The 23,790-nt window shown below is 40.4% G+C and carries 21 protein-coding genes and 1 riboswitch; all 21 genes read right to left on the bottom strand.

Features of this window, described 5'->3' with window-relative positions; all coding sequences use genetic code 11:
• Window positions 1–114 precede the first annotated feature (114 nt).
• Window positions 115–290, bottom strand: a riboswitch (cobalamin riboswitch).
• 276 nt (window positions 291–566) lie between these two features.
• On the bottom strand, window positions 567–869 hold the full coding sequence (locus tag C9J31_RS06195) for a rhodanese-like domain-containing protein (RefSeq protein ID WP_107947885.1): 303 nt from the start codon (window positions 867–869) through the stop codon (window positions 567–569).
• Between the two features lie 97 nt (window positions 870–966).
• On the bottom strand, window positions 967–1,194 hold the full coding sequence (gene hfq / locus C9J31_RS06190; RefSeq protein ID WP_054767162.1) for an RNA chaperone Hfq: 228 nt from the start codon (window positions 1,192–1,194) through the stop codon (window positions 967–969).
• Window positions 1,195–1,280: 86 nt separating this feature from the next.
• Window positions 1,281–2,186 (bottom strand): tRNA (adenosine(37)-N6)-dimethylallyltransferase MiaA, encoded by a 906-nt coding sequence (miaA, locus tag C9J31_RS06185; protein ID WP_107947884.1) that lies wholly within the window; start codon window positions 2,184–2,186, stop codon window positions 1,281–1,283.
• Window positions 2,173–3,090: an alpha/beta fold hydrolase gene (locus tag C9J31_RS06180; protein WP_107947882.1), complete on the bottom strand. Its 918-nt coding sequence runs from the start codon at window positions 3,088–3,090 to the stop codon at window positions 2,173–2,175. The genes miaA and C9J31_RS06180 overlap by 14 nt, the downstream gene beginning before the upstream one ends.
• 2 nt (window positions 3,091–3,092) lie before the next feature.
• A complete protein-coding gene (locus tag C9J31_RS06175) occupies window positions 3,093–4,739 on the bottom strand; it encodes a glycerol-3-phosphate dehydrogenase/oxidase (protein WP_107923000.1) in 1,647 nt (548 codons plus the stop codon).
• Between the two features lie 18 nt (window positions 4,740–4,757).
• Window positions 4,758–6,251 (bottom strand): glycerol kinase GlpK, encoded by a 1,494-nt coding sequence (gene glpK / locus C9J31_RS06170; protein ID WP_107947880.1) that lies wholly within the window; start codon window positions 6,249–6,251, stop codon window positions 4,758–4,760.
• 143 nt (window positions 6,252–6,394) lie between these two features.
• On the bottom strand, window positions 6,395–8,248 hold the full coding sequence (gene mutL, locus C9J31_RS06165) for a DNA mismatch repair endonuclease MutL (RefSeq protein ID WP_107947878.1): 1,854 nt from the start codon (window positions 8,246–8,248) through the stop codon (window positions 6,395–6,397).
• A 13-nt stretch (window positions 8,249–8,261) separates the two neighbouring features.
• On the bottom strand, window positions 8,262–10,829 hold the full coding sequence (gene mutS, locus C9J31_RS06160) for a DNA mismatch repair protein MutS (protein WP_107947923.1): 2,568 nt from the start codon (window positions 10,827–10,829) through the stop codon (window positions 8,262–8,264).
• 127 nt (window positions 10,830–10,956) lie between these two features.
• Window positions 10,957–11,622, bottom strand: a complete 666-nt coding sequence (gene cotE, locus C9J31_RS06155; RefSeq protein WP_193766988.1) for an outer spore coat protein CotE — start codon at window positions 11,620–11,622, stop codon at window positions 10,957–10,959.
• A 210-nt stretch (window positions 11,623–11,832) separates the two neighbouring features.
• A complete protein-coding gene (locus C9J31_RS06150) occupies window positions 11,833–12,270 on the bottom strand; it encodes a YlbF/YmcA family competence regulator (RefSeq protein WP_054767160.1) in 438 nt (145 codons plus the stop codon).
• Window positions 12,271–13,815, bottom strand: coding sequence for a tRNA (N6-isopentenyl adenosine(37)-C2)-methylthiotransferase MiaB (gene miaB / locus C9J31_RS06145; protein WP_107947876.1), 1,545 nt, complete (start codon window positions 13,813–13,815; stop codon window positions 12,271–12,273). It lies immediately after the preceding gene.
• A gap of 341 nt (window positions 13,816–14,156) precedes the next feature.
• A complete protein-coding gene (locus C9J31_RS06140; RefSeq protein ID WP_107947874.1) occupies window positions 14,157–15,170 on the bottom strand; it encodes a histidinol phosphate phosphatase domain-containing protein in 1,014 nt (337 codons plus the stop codon).
• On the bottom strand, window positions 15,170–15,952 hold the full coding sequence (locus C9J31_RS06135; protein WP_107947872.1) for a DeoR/GlpR family DNA-binding transcription regulator: 783 nt from the start codon (window positions 15,950–15,952) through the stop codon (window positions 15,170–15,172). The genes C9J31_RS06140 and C9J31_RS06135 overlap by 1 nt, the downstream gene beginning before the upstream one ends.
• Window positions 15,949–16,950, bottom strand: a complete 1,002-nt coding sequence (locus tag C9J31_RS06130; protein WP_107947870.1) for an ABC transporter ATP-binding protein — start codon at window positions 16,948–16,950, stop codon at window positions 15,949–15,951. Before C9J31_RS06130 ends, C9J31_RS06135 begins: the two co-directional genes overlap by 4 nt.
• Complete coding sequence (locus tag C9J31_RS06125) at window positions 16,947–17,732, bottom strand: ABC transporter permease (protein WP_107947868.1); 786 nt, start codon at window positions 17,730–17,732, stop codon at window positions 16,947–16,949. The genes C9J31_RS06130 and C9J31_RS06125 overlap by 4 nt, the downstream gene beginning before the upstream one ends.
• Complete coding sequence (locus C9J31_RS06120; protein ID WP_420798408.1) at window positions 17,732–18,562, bottom strand: ABC transporter permease; 831 nt, start codon at window positions 18,560–18,562, stop codon at window positions 17,732–17,734. The genes C9J31_RS06125 and C9J31_RS06120 overlap by 1 nt, the downstream gene beginning before the upstream one ends.
• A 47-nt stretch (window positions 18,563–18,609) precedes the next feature.
• Complete coding sequence (locus tag C9J31_RS06115) at window positions 18,610–19,446, bottom strand: alkaline phosphatase family protein (protein ID WP_107947863.1); 837 nt, start codon at window positions 19,444–19,446, stop codon at window positions 18,610–18,612.
• Window positions 19,436–20,524: an ABC transporter substrate-binding protein gene (locus C9J31_RS06110; protein WP_107947861.1), complete on the bottom strand. Its 1,089-nt coding sequence runs from the start codon at window positions 20,522–20,524 to the stop codon at window positions 19,436–19,438. The genes C9J31_RS06115 and C9J31_RS06110 overlap by 11 nt, the downstream gene beginning before the upstream one ends.
• 712 nt (window positions 20,525–21,236) lie before the next feature.
• The gene (locus C9J31_RS06105) at window positions 21,237–21,614 is read right to left on the bottom strand and encodes a 2-oxoglutarate ferredoxin oxidoreductase subunit beta (protein WP_238602005.1); all 378 of its coding nucleotides are present in this window, start codon (window positions 21,612–21,614) and stop codon (window positions 21,237–21,239) included.
• 129 nt (window positions 21,615–21,743) lie between these two features.
• On the bottom strand, window positions 21,744–23,138 hold the full coding sequence (locus tag C9J31_RS06100) for a sensor histidine kinase (protein ID WP_107947857.1): 1,395 nt from the start codon (window positions 23,136–23,138) through the stop codon (window positions 21,744–21,746).
• Window positions 23,126–23,788 carry a response regulator transcription factor gene (locus tag C9J31_RS06095; RefSeq protein ID WP_107923010.1) on the bottom strand — a complete coding sequence of 221 codons (663 nt, stop codon included), beginning with the start codon at window positions 23,786–23,788 and terminating at the stop codon, window positions 23,126–23,128. Before C9J31_RS06095 ends, C9J31_RS06100 begins: the two co-directional genes overlap by 13 nt.
• Window positions 23,789–23,790: the final 2 nt, after the last annotated feature.

Genomic DNA, 23,790 nt, shown 5'->3' with positions numbered 1-23,790 from the left:
TGCCTGTTACTATGAAGTATCAGTAACTATCCCCTTGGTTTTTGAATAAAGAAAAAACAAAAAGCCTGTAGTTTATTCATAACAAATAAACTACAGACTTTTCCATCGTCTATATCATACGAAGTCAATTAGGCAGGTCTCCTGGCTCAATTTCAACATTTCATAGAACCTTCCCAGACTATTCTAGTGGCATTCTCTATGAAACTCCATTTTACAGTGGTGGGACCGCTCAAGCATTTCACTTTATTCCCTATTCTCCCGCAATGGGCACCTAATACTTTTTATGCAACTACTTTAAATCTACGTCAAAGTATTTTTAGTGTCAATATATTTAATGAATGGATGAAAATATAATGAAGTCCTTTTAAGAGAGCTAACTATAAGCAAATCGATACGATAAAAAGTGCGCAAGCGTTCGGGATGAATCTCAACAAGAAGTTTAAACTAAGCTTAGCCTCTCTAGGAGAGCAAAGAAAACTAGATGCGCAAAATTTACACAGACTGATTTATATAACACCACATAAAAAAAACAAAACCCTCGCTTAAGCGAAGGTTTTAATGAATCATTATTTAAATTCTAACTCACCATCGTAAGCAAGCATTCCGCCTTCAAGGTTTGTTACGTCAAAGCCTCGATCTTCTAAGAATGCACAAGCATTTGCAGAGCGTCCACCAGCTTTACAAACCACGATATAAGGTTTTGACGCATCCAATTCATCTAGTCGATCTGGAATAGTGCCAAGTGCGATGTGCTGTGCGCCTGGAATCATACCTTGTGCGACTTCATCATCTTCACGAACGTCAATAATGTATAAATCTTCGTTTGCATCCAGTAAATCTAATATTTCAGTTGTTTCGATTGTTTTCATGTGTCTAATCCTCCAATATGTCAAACTCTTGTACTATTATAGCTTGAACAAAAAAAAACAGCTAGTGTCACACACTAACTGTTCATATATCCCTTTATTATTCTGTCTCTGAAAACTCAACTTGCTTAGCTGGAACGAATGTAGAAATTGCGTGTTTGTAAATAAGATGCTGTTTATTGTCAGCATCTACTAATAACACCGTAAAATTATCATAGGATTTCACAGTCCCTTTTAACTGGAATCCATTTAAAAGAAACACAGTTACAAAAACACTGTTTTTACGTAGATGATTTAAGAACGTATCTTGCAAATTAATTGATTTCATCGAATGCGCCTCCCCTAATCTCTTTCTACCTCTTCATTCCTATAGTAGCATGTTATCCCAATTAAGCAATTAGTAATTTTTACAAATTATTGGATATTCCAGTCTTTGTCCACGAATTGCACATCCATTTTATTTCGGAAATAGGTTAGCTGCCTTTTTGCATAGCGTCGTGAATTTTGCTTTAAATTTTCAAGCGCCATTTCAAGTGAGCATTTACCATCTAAATAATCATATAATTCCTTGTAACCGATTGCCTGAATCGACTGTACATCTCGTATATTTTGTTGCCATAAGCCTTTCACTTCTGCTAATAGACCTTTTTCCATCATTAAATCTACCCGAAGATTAATGCGGTTGTAGAGTTCTTCACGAGACATATTTTGACCAAGTCCTAAGATTAAATGATGATAAAGGGGCGCTTGCCCTCGATTTTGTGCTTCTGAGGCCTTGGAGATTCCACTAAGCTCTATCATCTCTAATGCTCGAATAACACGGCGCGTATTATTTGGATGGATTGTCTGAGCTGTTTTTGGGTCAAGCGCAGCTAGCTTTGCATGCATAGCCTCTGGACCTAATTTTGCAAGCTCAGCATAATAGGCTTCTCTTGCTGCCACGTCTACCTGCTCCTCTGTAAATTGAAAATCATAGAGTACTGCTTGCACATATAATCCCGAGCCCCCTACTAAAATGGGAAGCTTTCCACGTTCTTGAATATCCGCAATTTTAGCTCGCACTAATTTCTGATAGTCCGCAACCGAAAATGAGTCGGTTGGCTCTTTGAAGCTCAGTAAATGGTGTGGCACACCCTCCATCTCTTGCTCCGTAATTTTCGCTGTGCCAATATCTAAACCTTTATAGACTTGCATGGCATCGCCGTTAATGATTTCGCCATTATATTTTTTGGCTATTTCTATACTTAGTGCCGTTTTGCCGGAAGCCGTTGGTCCCACAATTGCTACGACCTCAGCCTGCTGTAATTTATCTTGTATCATATTTTCCCAACCACCGTAATAAAACTTGATAAACCGCTTCTTTATTGTCCTCGTTCAAGATCTCATGTCGCTTATCTTCAAATAAGTAGACCGTTACATCTTCTACTCCCGCAGCTGCAAACTGCTCAGCGACTGTGTATACACCTTGTCCTTGATCACCAACTGGATCCTTGCTACCACTTATCAATAAGATCGGTAAGTTTTTCTTTATTTTTTCAATCTCTTTTTTTCGATTTAGCATCATAAAACCAGCCGTTAAATCAACAAAAAATTGATTTGTTGGCATAAAACCACAATATGGATCATCTATATATTTCTGTACTTCATGTTCAGCGGAACATAACCAATCATAAGCCGTTTTCGGATTTTGAAACTGTTTATTAAAGCTTCCAAAGCTCAGCTTATTTAACAGTGGACTCTCCGTATCTTTACCGCGTTGCATGGCCAATGTACGGGCAAAGACATGCCCTGCCATATGCAATGTTGATACACTTCCGGTCCCACATAAAATCACATTATCCACACTATCACTATATAATTGAATATATCTTCTCGTAATAAATGACCCCATACTATGACCAAATAATATAAACGGCACATCTGCAACTTGATTGTGCATAGTCATGACAATTTCATGTACATCTTCCACGACCCGATCAAAGCCACTGTGCTCGGCAAAAAAACCAAGCTTGCCGTTATATGCCGCTGTTTCTCCATGTCCTCGGTGATCATGCATCGTGACCGCGTAGCCCACAGCACATAGCTGATCTGCAAACTCCACATAACGTCCGCTATGCTCCGCCATACCATGCAAAATATGAATATGACCAATACATGAAATAGTTGGTGTTAATGTTCGCGTAAAGACAAAATGTCCATCTGACATTTGAATATAGCGTTCCATTTTTATACCCCTTCCTCAGCAAAATTTGTCGCATCTAAGATTGACTGTTCTAGCTGAGCAACATATGTGTTTTTTTGTGCCTCTGTATAGTGAAAGCGCTGTTGCATCACTTGAATGACTTGCTGTTTATAGCGTTTAACAGCATGGATATCAAAGTATAATAAGCCCGTACGACGGATAAAGAAATCACTTGGTGTGTATACCATCTCCGCCTTGATGCCGTATAGTAGCATTGCGTGTAAAGCTAGCGGCATTGTACTCCCATGTTCATGCAAATATTTCACCTGTTCAAATAAAGCATCGACATTCGTGCCGTATTTTTGCACAAGATGTTTTGCTTCATCATAATTCAAACCATACTGAACGCCTTCTCTTGCTTTATAAGCTGTGTAATCTGGGAAATTAATAGCATTAATGCCCTTCGCCCCAGAAAGCGAAAGTTCACGCGTAATACATGGACTAGCATGCTTAAATTTATGCATTTTAACAATTTTATCGACAACGGTTTCAGCCATTTGACGATAACCTGTTAACTTGCCACCCGCAATTGTCATCAACCCACTTGATGCTGTCCAAATTTCATCTTTACGTGAAATTTCTGAAGGGTCCTTGCCTTTTTCGAAAATAAGGGGACGTACACCAGCCCACGATGACTCAACTGTCTCACGAGCAATATTGGCTGTTGGAAATATATTTTTTGCAGCAGCTATTAAATAATCAACGTCTGCTTGGGTTGCCACCGGATGGACAGGATCACCTTCATATACTGTATCGGTTGTACCAATATAAGCCTTACCATCACGTGGTATCGCAAAGGCCATACGACCATCTGGAATATCAAAATACACAGCTTGTTGTAATGGAAAATGCTTTTGGTCAAGGACAATATGTACACCTTTTGTTAGGCGTAATTGTTTCTTGTCTGTCGTTTTATCCTTTTGACGAACCTCATCCACCCATGGACCTGCCGCGTTGACAATTTGTGCTGCATGTACTTCCACCGTTTCTCCCGTAACATGATTCTTAACTTTTGCTCCAACTAGCTTTTTCTTGTTATATAAAAATCCAGTCATTTCGGCATAATTTAAACAAAGCGCCCCGTATTCCACTGCTTTTTTCAGCACTTCAATTGTAAGGCGTGCATCATCTGTACGATATTCCACATAATAGCCTCCACCGACAAGCTCTTCATTATTTAAAAGAGGCTCAAGCGCGGCAGTTTCTTGTGCGCTCAGCATCGTACGACGTTCATGCTTTTTCACACCTGCCAGTCGATCATAGACTTTCAATGCTAATGATGTTGTCAATGGACCAAGCGAGCCCTTCTTATATAAAGGCAACAACATTTTTTCAGGCATCGTGACATGAACAGCATTGTCATAGACTATTTCACGTTCACGTCCGACCTCTGCCACAACACCTACGTCAAACTGTTTTAAATAACGAAGGCCACCATGAATAAGTTTTGTCGAACGACTTGACGTACCCGCGGCAAAGTCCTGCATCTCAATCAGTGCGACAGACAATCCTCTTGAGGCAGCATCAAGCGCAATCCCTGCACCCGTAATGCCTCCTCCAATTACCAAGACGTCAAAGCTATACTGCTCTAAATAATGCATGATTTTAGGTCGATGCTCAAATGAAAACATACTCTTCTCCCCCATTAGCTATGATTTAAATATACGTGTAGCTGCTACTGCTTTTTGCCAACCTGCATATAAAGCCTGTGCCTGCTCCGCTTCCATCTTTGGTTGATAGTTTTTGCCAGTAACCCACAGTGCAGATAAGGTCTCTTTATCCGGCCAAAAATTAGTTGCAAGTCCCGCTAAATAGGCCGCACCCAATGCTGTTGACTCATTGAGTTTGGCCAGCTCCACTTCTAACTGCAAAATATCACTTTGGAACTGCATCAACAGACTGTTACTAACTGCTCCACCATCCACACGAAGGACCTCAATCGGTGTACCAGCCGCCTCCTCCATTGCATCCAGCACATCCTTTGTTTGATACGCCAAAGATTCAAGTGTTGCACGGATAAAATGTTCTTTCGATGTACCACGTGTTAATCCAAAAATCGCCCCGCGCGCATCCGTATCCCAGTACGGTGTACCCAAGCCAACAAATGCTGGTACAATATATACACCATCTGTATCTTCTACCTTTTTGGCATACTTCTCAGAATCTGCCGCAGTACGAATCATCCGAAGGCCGTCTCGTAACCATTGGATTGCTGAGCCAGCTACAAAAACACTACCTTCTAAGGCATATGTCACCTTACCATCTATACCCCAAGCAATCGTTGTGAGTAAACCATTTTCAGAACGTACTGCTTGCTCTCCCGTATTTAATAGCATAAAACAACCTGTACCATACGTATTTTTAGCCATTCCTTTGTCAAAGCAAGTTTGCCCAAAAAGTGCAGCTTGCTGATCACCTGCAATTCCAGCAATCGGAATTTTTTCGCCAAAAAAGATACTCGGTGCAGTCATCGTATAGACCTCTGATGAATTTTTCACGTCTGGCAACATCGTCATCGGAATATCTAAAAGGTCACATAGCTCATCGTCCCATTTAAGCTCATGAATATTGTAAAGTAATGTACGTGCGGCATTTGAATAATCCGTAATATGTGCCTTTCCCTTTGATAATCGCCAAACAATCCATGAATCAATCGTACCGAATAATAAATCGCCATTTTCTGCTTTGTCACGCGCGCCTTCAACATTATCTAAAATCCATTTAATCTTCGTTGCTGAGAAATAGGCATCAAGACGCAGCCCTGTTTTTTGCTGGAAAACATCCTCTAGGCCTTGTTCCTTCAAATCATGGACAATGTCCTGCGTTTGGCGTGATTGCCAGACGATTGCATTGTAGACTGGCTGCCCCGTATGTTTGTCCCAAACAACGGTTGTTTCCCGCTGATTGGTAATCCCTATAGCGTGAACTTCACTTGCTTCATGTCCACTTTCCGTTAAAACAGCCGCAATAACTGCTAGGATTGAGCCCCAAATTTCATTAGCATTATGCTCCACCCAGCCGGCTTTTGGAAAATACTGCTGAAATTCCTTTTGCGCCACATGGGCAACCTCACCCTTATTATTGAATAAAATGGCCCGCGAGCTCGTTGTTCCCTGGTCGATTGCTAAAATAAATTCACCCATCCATTCTCCCCCTTTTTCCCGTTTAGCCATGTACGCAATTGGCATTAGCTCTTAAAGTCCTCGGGTTGCCAACTTCCACATTGTGAATTCAAAGCGACAGCGATAACCCCTCTGTGGCATTGTGCGTAAAATACACTTAAAAATCACATCACTCGTTTAAACATTTTCTCTACTTCATACGTTGTAAAATGTATGAGGACTGGACGTCCATGTGGGCAAGTAAAGGGATTATCAGCCTGACGTAAATCCTGCAGTAAGACATCCATTTGTTCCTTCGTCAAATAATGATTCGCCTTAATCGATTTTTTACAGCTCATCATGATGGCCGCGGCTTCACGCAATTTTTTTACATCTGCCTTTTTTGTCGTCAGTACTTGCTCGATTAAGTCTTCAATAATCTCCTGCTCCTCACCCTTTGGAAACCAGCTTGGATGCTCTCGCACAACAAAAGATGACTGTCCAAACTCCTCTAAAAATACACCGACAGCTTCAAGTTCCAGTCTATTTTCACGTAAGATTAGTGCCTCGTCCGCTGCATAATGGAAGGTTAGCGGCAGCAATAAGGCCTGACGTTCATTCGGATTCACTTGTCCAACTTTTTCACGGAAAAATTCATATTTAATACGTTCCTGTGCTGCATGCTGGTCAATTAAATAAAATCCATCCTCCATTTGTGCAACAATATAAGTACCATGTATTTGTCCAACTACTTCAAGTGCAGGAAATGGCTCTTTTATTGTCTCTTGCTCAGGGACTTGCTCTAGCTCTTTCTGAACATTTTCTACAGGATTCGATGCAGTCAGCAATGAGGGCTGCCAGCTTTCCTCAGTGACAGTCACCTGTGGTTTTTCAATAGGAGGTAAGCTCGATTCCTGGACCGTCTGCACGTCATAAAGCTTTTCCACAATGGCGTTCATTTTCTCCACATCCAGCTTCGGTGTAGGTTTCCATATATTAAGTTGCTCGGTTGCTGGGATGGCTACTTTTTCTTTCTTCACCATCTGCGGCACGCGGATAACACCACGAATCGTCTCACGAATCGTTTCCTCGATAAGCTTCAATAATTCAGGCTCTTTACTCAAGCGGATTTGATGCTTTGCTGGATGAACATTTACATCCGTTAAATAGGGATCCCCTTCTATATAGAGCGCAACAATCGGGAAACGTTCGATGGGCAAATACGTATGATACGCATCCACAATGGCTTTTTGTACCAAATAATGCTTTACCCAGCGGCCGTTCACAAACAGTGACATATAATTTTTCGAAGCACGCGTCACTTCAGGTAATGATACAAAGCCCGATACCTTATAATCATGTGACTCACCTTGAAATGACACCATTTTTTTTGCATTATGCACACCATAGATAGCAGCTAATACTTGCTGTTCGTCACCACGACCATTCGTCTGTAACAGTTGCTGACCATTATGGAGCAATCGGAAGGCAATTTGAGGATTTCCTAGCGCTAGACGATTCATCAAGTCGATGGTATGGCCAAGCTCGGTTTGAATGGTCTTCATATATTTTAAACGAGCAGGTGTATTAAAAAACAACTGCGCTACCGTAATATCCGTGCCTTTCCGTAACGGACCGGGCTTATGCGTAGTAACATGTCCGCCTTCTAACTCAACATATGTACCAGATTCACCATTTGATGTAATAAGCGTCATTTTTGATACAGATGCAATGGACGCCAATGCTTCACCACGAAAACCTAATGTACGGATACGAAATAAATCATGTTCCTGGTGGATTTTACTTGTGGCATGGCGTGAAAAAGAGATGAGTGCATCATCCTCGTCCATGCCTATGCCATTATCAATCACTTGAATGGAAGTGAGCCCTGCTTCTAGTAAAAAAACATCAATGGACGTACTTCCTGCATCGATGGCATTTTCCACAAGCTCTTTCACAACAGATGCTGGCCTTTCGACCACTTCCCCTGCCGCGATTTTATTGGACAGCCATTCATCCATTATTTGTATTTTACCCATAGCACATCACTCCTTATTTTTTCGCGTTGACCAATTGCTGTTGTAATTCATATAAAATATTCATCGCCTGCATCGGTGAAGTTCCTAAAATATTAACCTTCTCCAGACTTTTTAAAACCTCTGTTTCAGCTGGTGAAACGGGTTCTCCCTCTGCAAATAGCGACATTTGTACGGGCTGATCTGCAACTACTTGTGGTGCCGTCACCTCTTTACCTGCCTCGAAATTTTCGAGCAGTACACGTGCTCTAGATAAAATCTCTTCTGGCAATTGCGCAAGTTGTGCCACGTGTATCCCGTATGATTTATCGGCAGCTCCTTTTTTTACCTTATGTAAAAAGACCACCGTACCATTTTTTTCAGTAGCAGATACATGAACATTTTGCAGACGAGGAAGCTCTTTCTCAAGTGCTGTTAACTCATGATAGTGTGTTGAAAATAGTGTATTCGCCCCGATTTTATCGTGAATATACTCCATCATCGATTGCGCAAGGCTCATGCCATCATATGTTGAAGTCCCACGACCGATTTCATCAAACAACATTAGGCTATTTTTAGTCGCATGCAAGATAGCGTGTTGTGATTCTAACATTTCCACCATAAATGTAGATTGCCCTGCTGCTAAATCATCCGCTGCACCAATACGTGTGAAGATTTGATCGGTGATTGGCAATCTAGCTTTTTCGGCTGGCACATAACAACCCATTTGTGCCATAACGACAATGAGTGCCACCTGACGCATATACGTACTTTTACCAGACATATTCGGCCCTGTAATTAGCATCATATTGTGATGTTCTTCAAGTACACAGTCATTTGGTACATACATTTGCTTATTCAGCATTTTTTCAACAACGGGGTGACGTCCTTCAAGAATCTCTAGTGAACGCCCTGTATGAAATGCTGGTTTCGTAAAACGATATTTCTCTGACACGCTTGCAAAGCCAAGGAGGACATCTAACTCACTAATACTTGCCGCTAGAGCCTGTACACGTGGAATAAAAGCCTTTAATTCTTCACGGATTTCCACGAATAAATTATATTCAAGCAATAAACTTTCTTCCTCGGCATTTAATATGAGTGCCTCTTTTTCCTTCAGCTCTTGCGTAATATAGCGCTCAGCGTTGGCTAGCGTTTGTTTCCGTTCATAGCGCGTTAAATCTGCTAAATGAATATTCGATTTTGTTATTTCGATATAGTAACCAAAAATACGATTATAACCGATTTTCAAATTTTTTATACCCGTTTTAACACGTTCTTGTTGTTCCAGCTGGGCAATCCAGTCCTTGCCATTGCGAGATGCGTAACGCAGCTCATCTAAGCGATCATTGTATCCATCCCGGATGACATCGCCTTCTTTAATGGTAATTGGAGGATTATCTGTAATCGCACGTGCCAATAATGTCTCGACGTCTGCACATATATCAAGGGTGCTACCCAAATTCTGCAGTGTTTCTTTGCTTGATTCCAAAAGCTGTTGTACAATCACAGGCACTTGACGCAAAGAATCTCGCAGTTGTGCTAAATCACGGCCTCCCACATTGCCAAATGCCACACGTCCCGCCAAACGCTCTAAATCATATACTTGTTTAAGAGAAGTTTGTAACTCTGTTCTTACAAAATATTCTTCTAATAAATCAGTGACAATCTCAAGTCTTGACTCAATGGCAGAACGCGTAGCAAGAGGTTGATGTATCCATTGTTTTAACTTACGACCACCCATGGCTGTAACCGTGTCATCTAACAGCCAAAGCAATGTACCCTTTTGATCGCCACCTCGAATCGATTGGATCAGCTCTAAATTACGTTTCGAGCTAGAATCGATACGTAAATAATTTTTCATTTCATTAAATGTGAACGTTTGAATATGCGATAACGAGCGCATTTGCGTTTTGTCAATATAGGCCAGTAGACGTAGGCAAGCCACTTGTAATTGTGCTGGTACTGCTGCTACATAATTCACAACCTTGTCCAATGCCATTTCATCTACTTCAATAGACAGCACAATCCCCAAATTCACGGCATGCTCTGCCAATAAAAGCTGTAGACTCTCTGTTACGACAAGCTCACGAATACCATATGCCTGCATTTGCATTAGCAGTGCTTTGGCATCACCTTCAATCGATGAAGCAGTCGCCTCGCCTGTAGATAAGTCTAAATAGGCATAGCCAAAAGTTGTAGCATCTAACTGCTCAGCTGCACCAATAAAATGATTCGATTTACCATCAAGCGCCTTTCCTTCCATAATTGTGCCTGGTGTTATAAGTTGTACCACTTCACGTCTAACTACGCCTTTTGCTTGTTTCGGATCTTCCGTTTGCTCACAAATTGCGACCTTATAACCCTTTTGTACTAATGTTTCAATATAATTTTTAGCCGAATGATGCGGCACACCGCACATTGGAATACGGTCCTTCGCGCCTGCATCTCGGCTTGTTAATGTGATTTCTAAAATTTGTGAGGCATTAACTGCGTCCTCAAAAAACATCTCGTAAAAGTCACCTAATCTAAAAAATAAAAAGGCATCCTTGTAATCTTCTTTTACTTGCAAATATTGTTGCATCATTGGTGTATATGTTGTCATATCATCTTTCCCTCGCTCTTGCCATATAGATAATTTCATTATAACAAAAGATACATGCGAAACGCCCATTTCACCTTTGTAAAGATGCTAGCATTTCGCATGTATTAAAAATGTTTCAGCTTGTAGTTTATCTTGGGCGCTCATCAGGAAACGATGAGGACTCTAAAACATACCTTCCTTCACTGCTCGAACTTGAACTTGAACTTGAACTGGAGCTAGATGAAGATGAAGAAGATGATGAGGATGAGCTTTCATCATTAAAACTCCATTCCTCTTCGAAATCTAGTGGATGTACACTAATACAAATTGTCATTTCACCCATCACTTCTACGACAATTTCTCGTTCTACTACTATTTCAAATTTCGTTCCACATGGAGAAATTACCGCTTCCATGCAATTTGGTTCTTGGATTACACGAACACGTACATCATCGCCAACGCTCACTTCACCATCTCTGAAATGAAGCTTCACTTTGTCTTTATAGTGAACCGTTTCTGAAAACACTGCTGTTTTCGAATGGTTACTATAGGCATACCAAACATTGACATCAAATTTCCCTGATACTTCTACAAATTTACCGACTTTTTTTGCTGAGCAAGTATGATTGATTACCCAGCAACCAAGAATACTCGTCGGTTTATTTGTTGGGCATAATGTTACACGATCTTCCGTTCTTTTCTTCCCCTTGGCAACTACTGCTTTCGTCACGATTTGTCGTAAACGTTTCAGCGCAATTCCTCCTTCGACTCTTTTCACTCCATCATATGCAGGTAGCGCCCATTGGGTGAACATATTTCATAGAATCCAGTCGAATCACTTTATATCTTTTTCAGATTACGGGCACCGTTGGTACATCACGCAAAAAACTTTTTGAGCATACTAAAGCTACTGTAGCAGTACATATTCGCTTAGTCCAGGCAGCTTTTCCTAAGCATTACTATCCTTAATACCATGATAAAAAAATAGCCCGAATGCAATCATTCGAGCCATTACTTCTATTATTTATGAGCAGCTACCTGGTTGTGTATTCGCTACGTATGACCCCGTTTCACCACGTAGTAAATCGCCACCTGTTGAACGGATAATTTCATTTGTGACATTGTTAGCGATTGTGTTGGACACTAATTGTAATAAATCATTCACATCAACTTGTGATTCTTTAAATTGTTGAACGACTGGGATTGCGTTAATTTCTTCTTCGATTTTCGCAATTTTATCTTCAATCATTTTCAGCGCTTTTTCTTTGCCTAAGTGTTGGAAGTTTACAGCTTGTTTTTGCAAGCTCTTCAGACTAGCAATACGTTCACGTACAAGTTGATTTTCGTTAATTTGTGCTTCTGCCTTTTTGAAAAACTCAACCTCTGGTGTATTGGCAATCATATGTGCAATTTCATGTGATTTCTTAATTAAATCTTCTTTTGTATACATTACTTCTGTCATTTACGCTTCCACCTTTTCATTTTTTACTACTTCCACAAATTCACCACGTAATGAATAGGAAGTAGCTTCGATTATTTTAACTTTCACTAACTGACCAATAAGCTCTGCTGGCGCTTTAACATTCACGAGGCGATTTTTACGTGTGTAACCTGCAAGGACATCCTCACGACGTTTACTTGTTCCCTCAACTAACACCTCTACAATCTCGCCTTCCAAACCTGCCAATGCTTTTCGGGAATACTCTTGTACAACGGCATTTAAACGATGAAGTCGTTGTTTTTTCACATCTTCTGGCACATTGTCAATCATCTTCGCTGCTGGCGTACCCTCACGTGGAGAATAAATATACGTAAATGCCATATCGAAGCCAACTTCACGATACAAAGACAGCGTCTCTTCGAATTGCTCCTCCGTTTCGTTTGGATAACCAACAATAATATCAGTTGTTAATGTGACCCCCGGGATAGCCGCTTTAATTCTATCGACTAAGCCAAGGAAATGCTCCCGTGTATATTTGCGCGCCATTATTTTTAACACTTCATTTGAACCTGATTGCACTGGCAAATGAATATGCTCCACTAGGTTACCACCCTTTGCAAGTACCTCGATTAAGTGATCATCAAAGTCGCGTGGATGGCTCGTTGTAAAACGAATACGTGGGATATCGATTTTTCTTAACTCATCCATCAAATCTCCAAGTCGGTACTCCATGTCCTCAAAATCTTTTCCGTAAGCATTGACATTTTGTCCAAGCAACATGATTTCTTTATAGCCTGCAGCCGCGAGCTCTCGAACTTCGGCAATAATTTCCTCCGGACGGCGACTACGTTCCTTACCACGCGTATACGGTACGATACAGTAAGTACAGAACTTATCACAGCCGTACATAATATTCACCCAAGCTTTAATAGAACCAAGTCGTTTTTTGGGTAGATTTTCGATAACGTCGCCCTCTTTTGACCAAACTTCGATGACCAATTCTTTCGACATATAAGCTTCTTTTAAAATATTTGGCAGTCGGTGAATATTATGCGTGCCGAATACCATATCGACGTGAGGGTAAGTTTTTAATATTTTGTTTACAACGGATTCTTCTTGTGACATACAGCCACATACACCGATGAGCATTTCTGGATTTTTACGTTTATATTTTAACAGGAAGCCAAGTTCGCCGAATACTTTGTTCTCTGCATTTTCACGAATTGCACATGTATTCAGTAACACAACATCCGCTTCCTCAATTATCTCTGTAGCGGTATAGCCTAGTTGCATAAATATCCCAGCCATCACTTCAGTATCGTGCTCATTCATTTGGCAGCCATATGTACGAATATAAAACGTACGTCCCTCGCCCATGCCTGCAAACTCTTCTGCAATATTAAAATCCTTATGGTACTTAATTTCTTCTTTCCCACGTTTTTTAGCATCTTTTAATGAAGGTGCTGTAAAGACCTTCTCAAAATATTTACTATAATCCTTTTCAGGCTTGTCTTCTTTTTTAGGTTGATTGACTTGTTGACTGGCTAATCGTTGTTCCTCATTCATCGCAATCAGGTAACTCCTTTCAAACGAAATCCGTGCATTCGAATTCCCATTTTACTATTATACTGAATGATTACTACTTCCTACAAGGTTTGCGTACTAAATGTCGTGGTTTCGACTTAAATACACTTTCTTTCTGCTTGATGATTCTATCCGTCACTTTGCTGGTTCTATCCGTCACTTTGCCGGTTCTATCCGTCACTTTGCCGGTTCTATCCGTCACTTTGCCGGTTCTATCCGTCACTTTGCCGGTTCTATCCGTCACTTGCCGGTTCTATCCGCCTTACTCCGTTAACGCTAAAAAGCCACCGATGACCTGTATCACCGGTGACCTTACCTTCAAATTATAACTCGATATATTTCTTTTTACGCTCATCAAATCCTAGTATCGATTGAACACCAAGTCCTTTTAGCACATCCGTATTGGCAAAGGTATACTTCCCTACATCATCAGGGAAATGCGCATCTGAGGAAACTGTAAACTCTACGCCCTGTTCAACTAACACTTGCAAGAAATGAGAACCCGGGCACATTTCCTTTACGGGATAGCGATAATATAACCCTGCATTGATTTCCGTAGCTGTTTGTGTTGTAACAAGTGCCTCAGCAATTCGCACATACCAAGCATGTAGAAAAGTTTCATCTTTAAGCTGATAGTTAAAGACTTTAAAATTATCCAAATGCGCCACAAAATCAAACATCTTTGCGTGTATCATGCTCTCCACAGTCGCAAAAAATTGTCCATACTGCTCCCGCAATGTCGCTGCGTCCATGTGCTCAAATATATTCTGCGTTTGTGGATTGTCAAAGCCCCAGCCATCCACAAAATGCACAGAACCAATGACATAATCCCATGGATAGTCTTGTAACAGTGACGCTAGCTCTTCTTCACCACCCACAAAATAATCCGCTTCTATACCAAGCTTTAATGCAATACCGTGGCGATGCCATTTTTCCTTTGCGTTTGTAATGGCTGATACAAACGTAGCCATCTGTTCTGTCATAACACTATCTAGCCAGTAACATTGCAATTTACCGACCTCTGACCTTTCATCCAACTGCATATAGCGTTCAAAATAAGCACGTGTCTCCTTAAATCGATACAAATGATCAACAATGCCAACCTCTCGTAACCCTAGTCGCTTTGCTTGTTGCAAATATAAATCAAGCCACTCTTCACTGTAACAACCCTTAAGCAATCGTTGTGCTAAAACCTGTATTTGCCTCTCGATAAGCTCTTTTGAGCCCTTCGACATAACTTCAACTTCATCAAAAAATGCCATGGCCTGCGAAGTGCGTTCTAACCAACGGAATGAGTAGGGTCCCTCCTCTAAATGCACATGATAATCAATTGTCATCAGCTTTTCCCTCCACTACCTATCGTCCACATTTCTTCGTATGCTTGCCATTCTTCGGGGCATGTCGCATCACAAATTATTTCCGAGCAATCTACCAAGTGGCAAATTCGATAAAATGATTTGCTATTGATTTTGGAAGAATCGGTTAGTAAAATTGTCATTTTGCTGTTTTCAAGCATTTTTTGAGAAATCAGCGATTCATCTAAATCATAATCATAGACAATACCGTCCTTTATGCCCCCACACGATAAAAATGCTTTGTCAAAATTCATATTGCCCAACCATTCCAATGTCATGGCACCTGCGACAGAGGACTGTCTTGGATTGGTCGTCCCACCGAGCAAAATCACCTTGCCTGTCATACGTCTCTCTTCAATGGCTAAATTAAACTGTGCCGCTGCAGCTATGGAATTTGTGACGATAGTAATATCTTCGACCGCCATTAAGTAATCAGCAATATGTACCGTTGTTGTTCCTGTATCAACAGCAATCGTATCCCCATCACATATACGCTCCGCAGCTAGCCGAGCTATGTTACACTTTGCCTCTTTTTGCATTTGAAGCTTACGCAAAAACGCTGGTTCTGTTCTGACATTCGTATACTGTACTGCTCCACCATGGACGCGCGTTAATAAATGCTGTTCCTCTAGTTCATCTAAATCCCGCCGGATAGTTTCTGGTGCTACTTGAAGTGCATCTGCAATGATTGCGACAATTATTTTCCCATGTACTTCTAGTTGCTTTAAAATATAATCAAAACGTTCAATTTTTGCATAAGTCATGATAAAGCAATCACATCTTCCTTAGCCACATAGCACTCATATTTTTTGCCTATTTCAAACAATTGTCCTCGTTGATGTAATTGTTCCATTGTAAACATACACTCACCCTCAAAGGTAGTACGAATGACATTACCAGTCATCAATGACTGCTTCGCTACACCCGAAAAACAAATATCCCCTTCCATTGCCTGTGCATGAATGGCCTCTGGTCGAATAGCAAATTTCAAGCCATCTCCTGACAATACTCCACCGATCATTTTCTCCAGTACTTGCCGTGGCAAGACATTATAATGCCCGATAAAATTAGCAATAAATTCACTTTGTGGATTTGTATAAATGGCAGTCGGCGTTCCACTTTGCGCAATTTCTCCATTGCTCATGACAAATATTTTATCAGAAACAGCCATTGCCTCTTCCTGATCATGTGTTACTAATATCATTGTCATATTGAGCTGTCGTTGAATCGCTCGTAAATCTTCCTGCAATTTTTTTCGAATTTGTGCATCCAGTGCACTAAGTGGTTCATCTAAAAGCAATACCTTTGGACGTACAATTAATGCACGTGCTAAAGCAACACGTTGCTGCTGACCACCAGACAGTTCCTTTGGATAAGCGTACGCTTTTTCTGTTAAATGCACAATGCCAAGTATCTCTTGCACACGTTGTTCAATTTCAGCATTATTCACTTTTTGCATTTGCAAGCCGAACGCTACATTTTCTTTGACGGTCATATTCGGAAATAGCGCATAAGATTGAAATACCATTCCGACTTGACGATCTTTTGGTTGAATACCATGCATATCTTTTCCTTCAATTTGTATACAACCTGCAGTGGCATCTGTTAAACCTGCGACAATGCGTAAAATTGTACTTTTTCCACAGCCACTTGGTCCTAAAAGAGTAATAAACTCCCCTTGTTCAATCCTCATATCGACATTGGACAACACAGTTGAATGCCCATACTTTTTATGAAGCCCTTCTATGACAATATAGCTCATATATTTGTAACACCTTTCGATCTTTTTGTTAGCAGTGCGATAACGAACGTTAATAGACCCATAAGAACGAGATAAATAAAGACAACAGCACTTGCAATATGTCCACTTGAACTTAGTTTTTTCATTAAATAAATTTGCACGGTTTCAAAGCGAGAGCCTACGACTAAATTAATAAGTACAAACTCACCAAACAACACTGAAAATGATAACAATGCACCCGCAAATAGGCCTGGATAGACAGTCGGTAAAAGTATTGTCATAAATGCCTGCCTTTTAGAGGCGCCCAGTAATTGTGCTGCATCTAAAAGTTGCCTTGCATCAACATTTCGTAGACTATTGCGTGTGCCTTGATAAATGTATGGCAAAATACCAATAACATAAGCGCCTAGCACCACTAAAATCATCGGCACACCTACTGTCGTATACACACGAATTAATCCTACTGCTAAAATAACCCCTGGGAAGGAATACACCATGACAACTGCCACTTGAATCCATTTTTCATACTGTGGAAAATACAAAACAATGACAAATATCGCAGGGACAATCACGAACATTGCTACTCCGACCGCTCCACCTGATAATAAAACAGAGCGTCCAAACGCTTGGATAAACTCTGCATCCTGAAATAATGTGGCAAGCCACTTAAACGTCAGCCCCTCTGGTAAAATTGTTCTATTCCATTTAGCAGCAAAGGCATATAGTATCGTTGCAACTAACGGCAACACTAAATACAAAACGAAAAGGAGGAAAAAGAAATCAGCAAAGCCTCTCTTTTTCATTATAATTTCCCCCTTGTCTTTTTAATGCTCCACTCACTTAATAGTATCGCCATCACCATCGTTACCGCTAGCAACACGGCAATCGCACTAGCTAGTTCTGGCTGGGCAAAAATATCTCCCTTAATTAGCGCACCGATTCGAATTGCGACTAAATTGTAATTACTGCTGGTTAATGCATAGGCCGACGCGTAGGCGCCCATCGCATTGGCAAACAACACACTAAATGTCCCAACAATACCTGGTAGCATGACAGGGATGCCAATTTTCAACCAAAATTGCCCCGTAGAGGCGCCAAGCAGGGCCGCCGCTTCCTTCCATTGTTGTTGAATCCCATCATAAATTGGATACAACAGCATCAATGCTAATGGCAACTGAAAATAAATGTAAATGAGCAATAAACCGCTCCAGCTATAGAGAGAAAATGACGATAATGCACCAAGGTTCCATTTTTCAAAAAGCAACGTAAATAACCCACTGTTACCAAGCAAGACAATGAATGCAAAGGCTAATGGTATGCCAGAAAAATTGGATGTCAAGTTAGTCAAAATTAGTATCTTTTCGCGTATTGGCTCCGACAAGCGCATGACGGCATAGACTGCAAATAATGTAACAATTAGGGCTATCATCGCGGAAATCGCTGATAATGTAATGCTATTTTTAAAACCTTGTAAAATATATTCGTTAGTTAGGACAGATTGATAATGTTCAAACGTAAAACCTTCACTATTACTAAAGCTTGTGATTACCATATATAGTAATGGTACTAAAAAGAATAACAGCACAAGTAATAGAAACGGGACGAGCCAGGCAAATGATTGCCTTTTCGATATCACAACAACCACTTCTTTCTGTTAGTAACGTAGAAAAGAGGCATATACTAAGCCTTTTTTAGTGCATGCACTCCCTCTAATAAGAGTGGAACCATCTCCTCTGAGGGCTCAATATTTAATAGATGACAGCATAGTGGTGCGATCTGTAACTGCGACACAATGCCATTTTTAATACCAGCTTTCACATAATTTGAGATGACAAACAGTGGTACATGACGATCCTCCGCAGTTGTACCACCATGATTACCATCACGTGTCATGCCATGATCTGCTGTTACAATGATTTCATAACCCTGTGCCATACATTTGGGAATAAACATGGATAACAGTGCATCAACAGCTAACACACGATTACGGTACTGTAGTGAATCTGAGGTAAATTTATGCCCATCATCATCCACATTCATTGGATGTATATATAAGAAATCAGGTTGCTTTTGATCCATTAACCACACTGCATCCGCAAAAAGATGACTATCAGGATAATGATCTTCAAAATAGAACAAGCCATTTTCAATCGGTAGCTGCGTATCGAACTGCAATCTATCTTCCATATGCATAAATGGAGCGCGATTATATAACTCACTTACCCAATAATAAGCAGCAGCCGCTGTCGTTAAGCCGTTCGACTTTGCCAAATGAAATAAGCTATTTTGCACGGATAAACGCACGGTCATATTGCTTGTTACGCCGTGTACAATCGGCGGTGTACCCGTTAAAATAGTTTCATATAATGGTCTCGATAAAGATGGTACCTCCGAACACACCTCATATCTTGCCGCCATTTTACGTTCTATTAAATGTTGCATAAATCCCATATGTGAACAAGCCGTATCAAATCGAAGAGCATCTACGACAATAAGAGCAACTTTATTATTTCGCATGAATTAAAACCTGCTCTTGATAAATTTGTGGAATTTGCTTCGTTGTTTCTTCCCATTGCTTTTGATCTTTCACTGGCTGTGCCTTTTTATACATTTCTGCCGGCAGTAATAAGGCCTTCACATCTTGAGATAGTTCAACATTGTCACGAATTGGTCGTGCATACCCCTTCGCTAAGTTTTCCTGTCCTGCATCCGATAAAATGTATTCACGTGTTAACATGGCCGCATGTGGATTTTTGGCATACTTATTAATAACGGTTGCATAGCCAGATGTCACTGAACCTTCGGATGGGACAACTACATTAAATCGGTGTTCATCAATTTGATGGCGGTAGCCTAGCGCATTAAAATCCCATAAGATGGCTACATCAATTTCACCTTTTTCTAAATTGGCTACAGATGGATCTCCTTGTAAACGTCCTTGTTTAGCTAAATCTGCAAAGAAATCGATACCAGGCTGAATGTTCGATTCATCACCACCGAAAGCCATTGCAGCTGCCAAAATCGCAAATTGGGCTTGGTTTGCTGTTAAGGCATCACCAATACTGACCGTATAATCTCCATTTTTAATGTCTTCCCAAGATGTTGGTGCATCTTTCACATTATTAGTATCTGTTAAAAATGAAATTGTTCCCGTATAGCCAACGATCCAATGTCCTTCATCATCTTTAGCCCACTCGGGAATATCATCCCAATAAGATGTTTTATATGGTAATGTTAAGCCCTTGTCCTTGGCAATTGGTCCAAAAGCAATCCCTACGTCGCCAATATCAGCTGTTGCATCTTCTTTTTCAGCTTCAAACTTAGCTAGCTCTTCTGCACTCGACATATCCGTATCTTTGTGCTTCAAATTATATTCGGTCCCTAGTTCTTGCCATGTCTCCACCCAGTTCGCCCAAGTATCAGGCATGCCGACTGAGTTTACAACACCTTCATCTTGCGCCTTTTTAGTAATTTCGGCCAACGTCAAATCACTGTTTACTTCACTAGAACTAGATGAACTGTCAGTACAAGCAGCCAACATTGAAATAGCTAACACTCCAACTAGACTTTTCTTCCACAACTTTTGAATTGCCATGAGATGGACCCTCCATTTGTTTATGTTTATTTTTATTTGCTTACAACAGTAATCTTATAAAACAAACATTAAGCAAGTGTGGAGCGCTTAAAAATATTCGGTAAAAATTATTGAGGAATTATAAACTCTATGAAGCATGTTTAATAATTAGGGGAATTGTAAAGATTATTATTTTCTGGCTCATCACCAAAAGTTGGGGATGACATTTGTTAAAATGTATACCATTTATCCCGCATTAACGGTCAGTAATTTATCTGTTCCGAAAGCGAAGCGTCAGGTACAAGACGCCCACCTCAAGTGGAAAGATGAGTGAGAGTCAACTAGCTGGGCGATCAACTGTCCGTAAAAGTCCGATTGGTTCGGGGCAGCAGGATGTTGGTCACACAAGCTTTTTCACAGGATGTGAAGGTTTTAGCTTGTGTTCCTCTATTTATTGTGGGGGATGAAGAAAACCTCCACTGATTGAAGTTTCACTTTATATTTGTTGATTGGAGTGGAGGCTGGGCGACTCCTTGGGGATCAGCGTCACAGATGAGACCCTGGAGCAGTGAAGCGGCTCAGCGGACGCCCCCAGGAAAGCGCCCAGTCGGAACGGAAATCAACTCCACGTTATGGTGATGAGCCTATTTTCTTCTGATAGGGGTAATCAGTGGAATCTAGTTTTGTATGCGCACGTTTGTACAGTGCTTCAAACGTGCACATACCCTAGATATTATTCAGACAAACCAAGGAAATCTGCATATGTATGCGGTTCATTTTCCTTTAAAATAGATAAAAATGTAAAGGCTAACTGCACAATCGACCACCATTTCATATTGTAGTTCATTTCAAAACGGGCAGGCTCAAATGTAAAAACATCCTGAAAAATCTCAAGTGGTTCGATGTCTTCATCCTTTAAAATGGATAGAAAACCTAAAAATAATGTATGATCCTTCACTTCCAGGACTTTTCTTTCCACCAATGCATCGATATTTTCAGGCTGATGAAGCTTACAATGGTAGGCAACGTAGTGCTCTAAATCTTGTGCACGCTGCCTCTCTTCTCGTTCCTTTTTCTTTGCAATAAAATCAATGACGTTATCCACGTACATCGCCTCTTCTTTTTTCTTTTTATTGTAGCATTTTTTACTATTATTGCCCTGCTATCCCCTCTCTTACTTAGACAATAAAAAAGATGATTGCTAACTATGTAGCAAAATCATCTTCTGTTTACTTACTTTCTATTGTCTTTTTTCATTATTACGAACGGGAATAGTGATTGTTACCTTTCCTCCACCAGTTGCCCTATCATTATCAATTCGCAAAGTACCCCCATGGTTTTCTACAATTGATTGAGCAATGTAAAGTCCCATACCATGATGATTACCGGTATTCCTGCTAGAATCGCCCCGATAAAATTGCTTTGTCGCCTCTTTCACATCTTTTGGGGAGAAACCATTGCCATTATCTGTAACGATAAATCGAACATCATCAGAGGTGCCTTGAACAGATAGAGTAACTTTCCCATTAAAAGGGGTATACTCCACCGCATTGTCAATGACGTTTAACATAGCCCGATAAAAGGATTCTTTATTTAAAGCGATATACGCTGGAAGCTTTTCTTTGTGCATACACACCTGAAGACTTTTCTCACAAGAAAGAGCCTTCATTTGATTTTCCACTTCCGCAAGAAAAGCCTCTGTTGTAATGGATGTTTTTTCATGTTCGGTAATTTTCTCCATTTTAGATAAATCCATGAGTTCTTTTGTGAATTGTTCAATCACAATGGTATTTTTCAAAATATAGTCATTATATGCTTGTTGTGTAGCATCAAGCTGTGTGTCTTGTAATAGCTCAGCATTCCCGCGAATAATCGTTAATGGTGTTTTGATGTCATGAGCAAGAGCCGTAATCTGTTCTCTACGGGATTGCTCTAACTCCCATTGCTGCTTTAAAGAAATTTTCAGTGCATCCTTCATGTGCTCAAATGACGAAGCGATTTCATCGATTTCACGTATTCCGGACGGAGCAATCGAGAAATTTAGATTCTGCTGTTGAATTTCTTTAATGGCATCTTGTAACCCCATCATTTTCTTCTTTAAACGTCTGCCAAAGTGGATAGCAAGCACTGTCGCTTGAGCAAATATGCCTACTATAAATATTAGGAACATCAATAGTTGGGGATTTGGCAAGTACTCTCTTAATATGGCGGAGCGATACTGCGGTACTAAATAATAGCGCAATATGCACACCTCCTCATTTTCACGTTGTATAAACGTATAAAAGTGAGAGCCACTGTTGTTTTCCCCCTTTTGCATTAAATCCCAAGCATCGTTAGCTTCCTTTGCTGAAAGATTACCTGAAATAAATGTACCTTGCTTTGAATAGACCGCGTAGTCTACAAGATCAGGTATACTTTCAGCAGTTACAGTATTACTTGAAGCAATGTGATTTTTAGTTAAAGAAATCTGTGTTTCGGCATAATTTGCAGGCAAAATAATGTTTGTAGAAAAGGCAAATAGAAATAGACCAAGCAGTATAGCCACTAATAATATTGTACCGATACTGAGAAAAAGGAGATATCGAAGAAAAAATGTATGTAGGCGTGTTCCTTTACTAGGCCTTATTGTCTCCATTTATAGCCAATCCCCCAAACCGTGTCAATGACATCAATGTCAAAAGCATGCAGCTTTGCGCGAATATTTTTTATATGCTCGGTAATAGCCATGCTGTCACTTTTCCCGTCAAAACCAAAAATAGTTTCATAGATTTTTTCCTTTGTAAAAACCTGCCCACGATTACGTGCGAGAAACTCGCAAATCTCATATTCGCTCTTTGTTAGAGCTACTTTGTCCTCACTTACATATAACTCTTTGCCTGATAAATTGAAGTGAACCTCATCCGTATATAAAATGCTACGTCTACCTCGTTTTTCGCGTCTCAAATGGGCATGCACTCTTGCACGTAGCTCTCCGATACCAAAAGGTTTTACAATATAATCATCTGCTCCTAGTCCTAGACCATACATAAGATCTTCCTCTAACGTTTTAGCTGTTAGAAATAGGATAGGGCAATCTACAGCAGGACGAATTTGCCTACACAAGGTGAATCCGTCTATGGCCGGCATCATCACATCTAGTAATATTAAATCAAAATTGCCAAGATCCATTTTGCATACTTCTGTTGCATCCGATACAACAGTCACAAGGTGATTATCTTTTATTAAGGCATTTTTTATCAACACTAATATAGCTTGTTCATCATCCACTGCTAACACTTTTGCCATAG

The organism is Lysinibacillus parviboronicapiens, assembly GCF_003049605.2.
In the GTDB taxonomy this organism is placed as follows: domain Bacteria; phylum Bacillota; class Bacilli; order Bacillales_A; family Planococcaceae; genus Lysinibacillus; species Lysinibacillus parviboronicapiens.
This window is presented reverse-complemented; position numbering and strand designations above follow the sequence as displayed.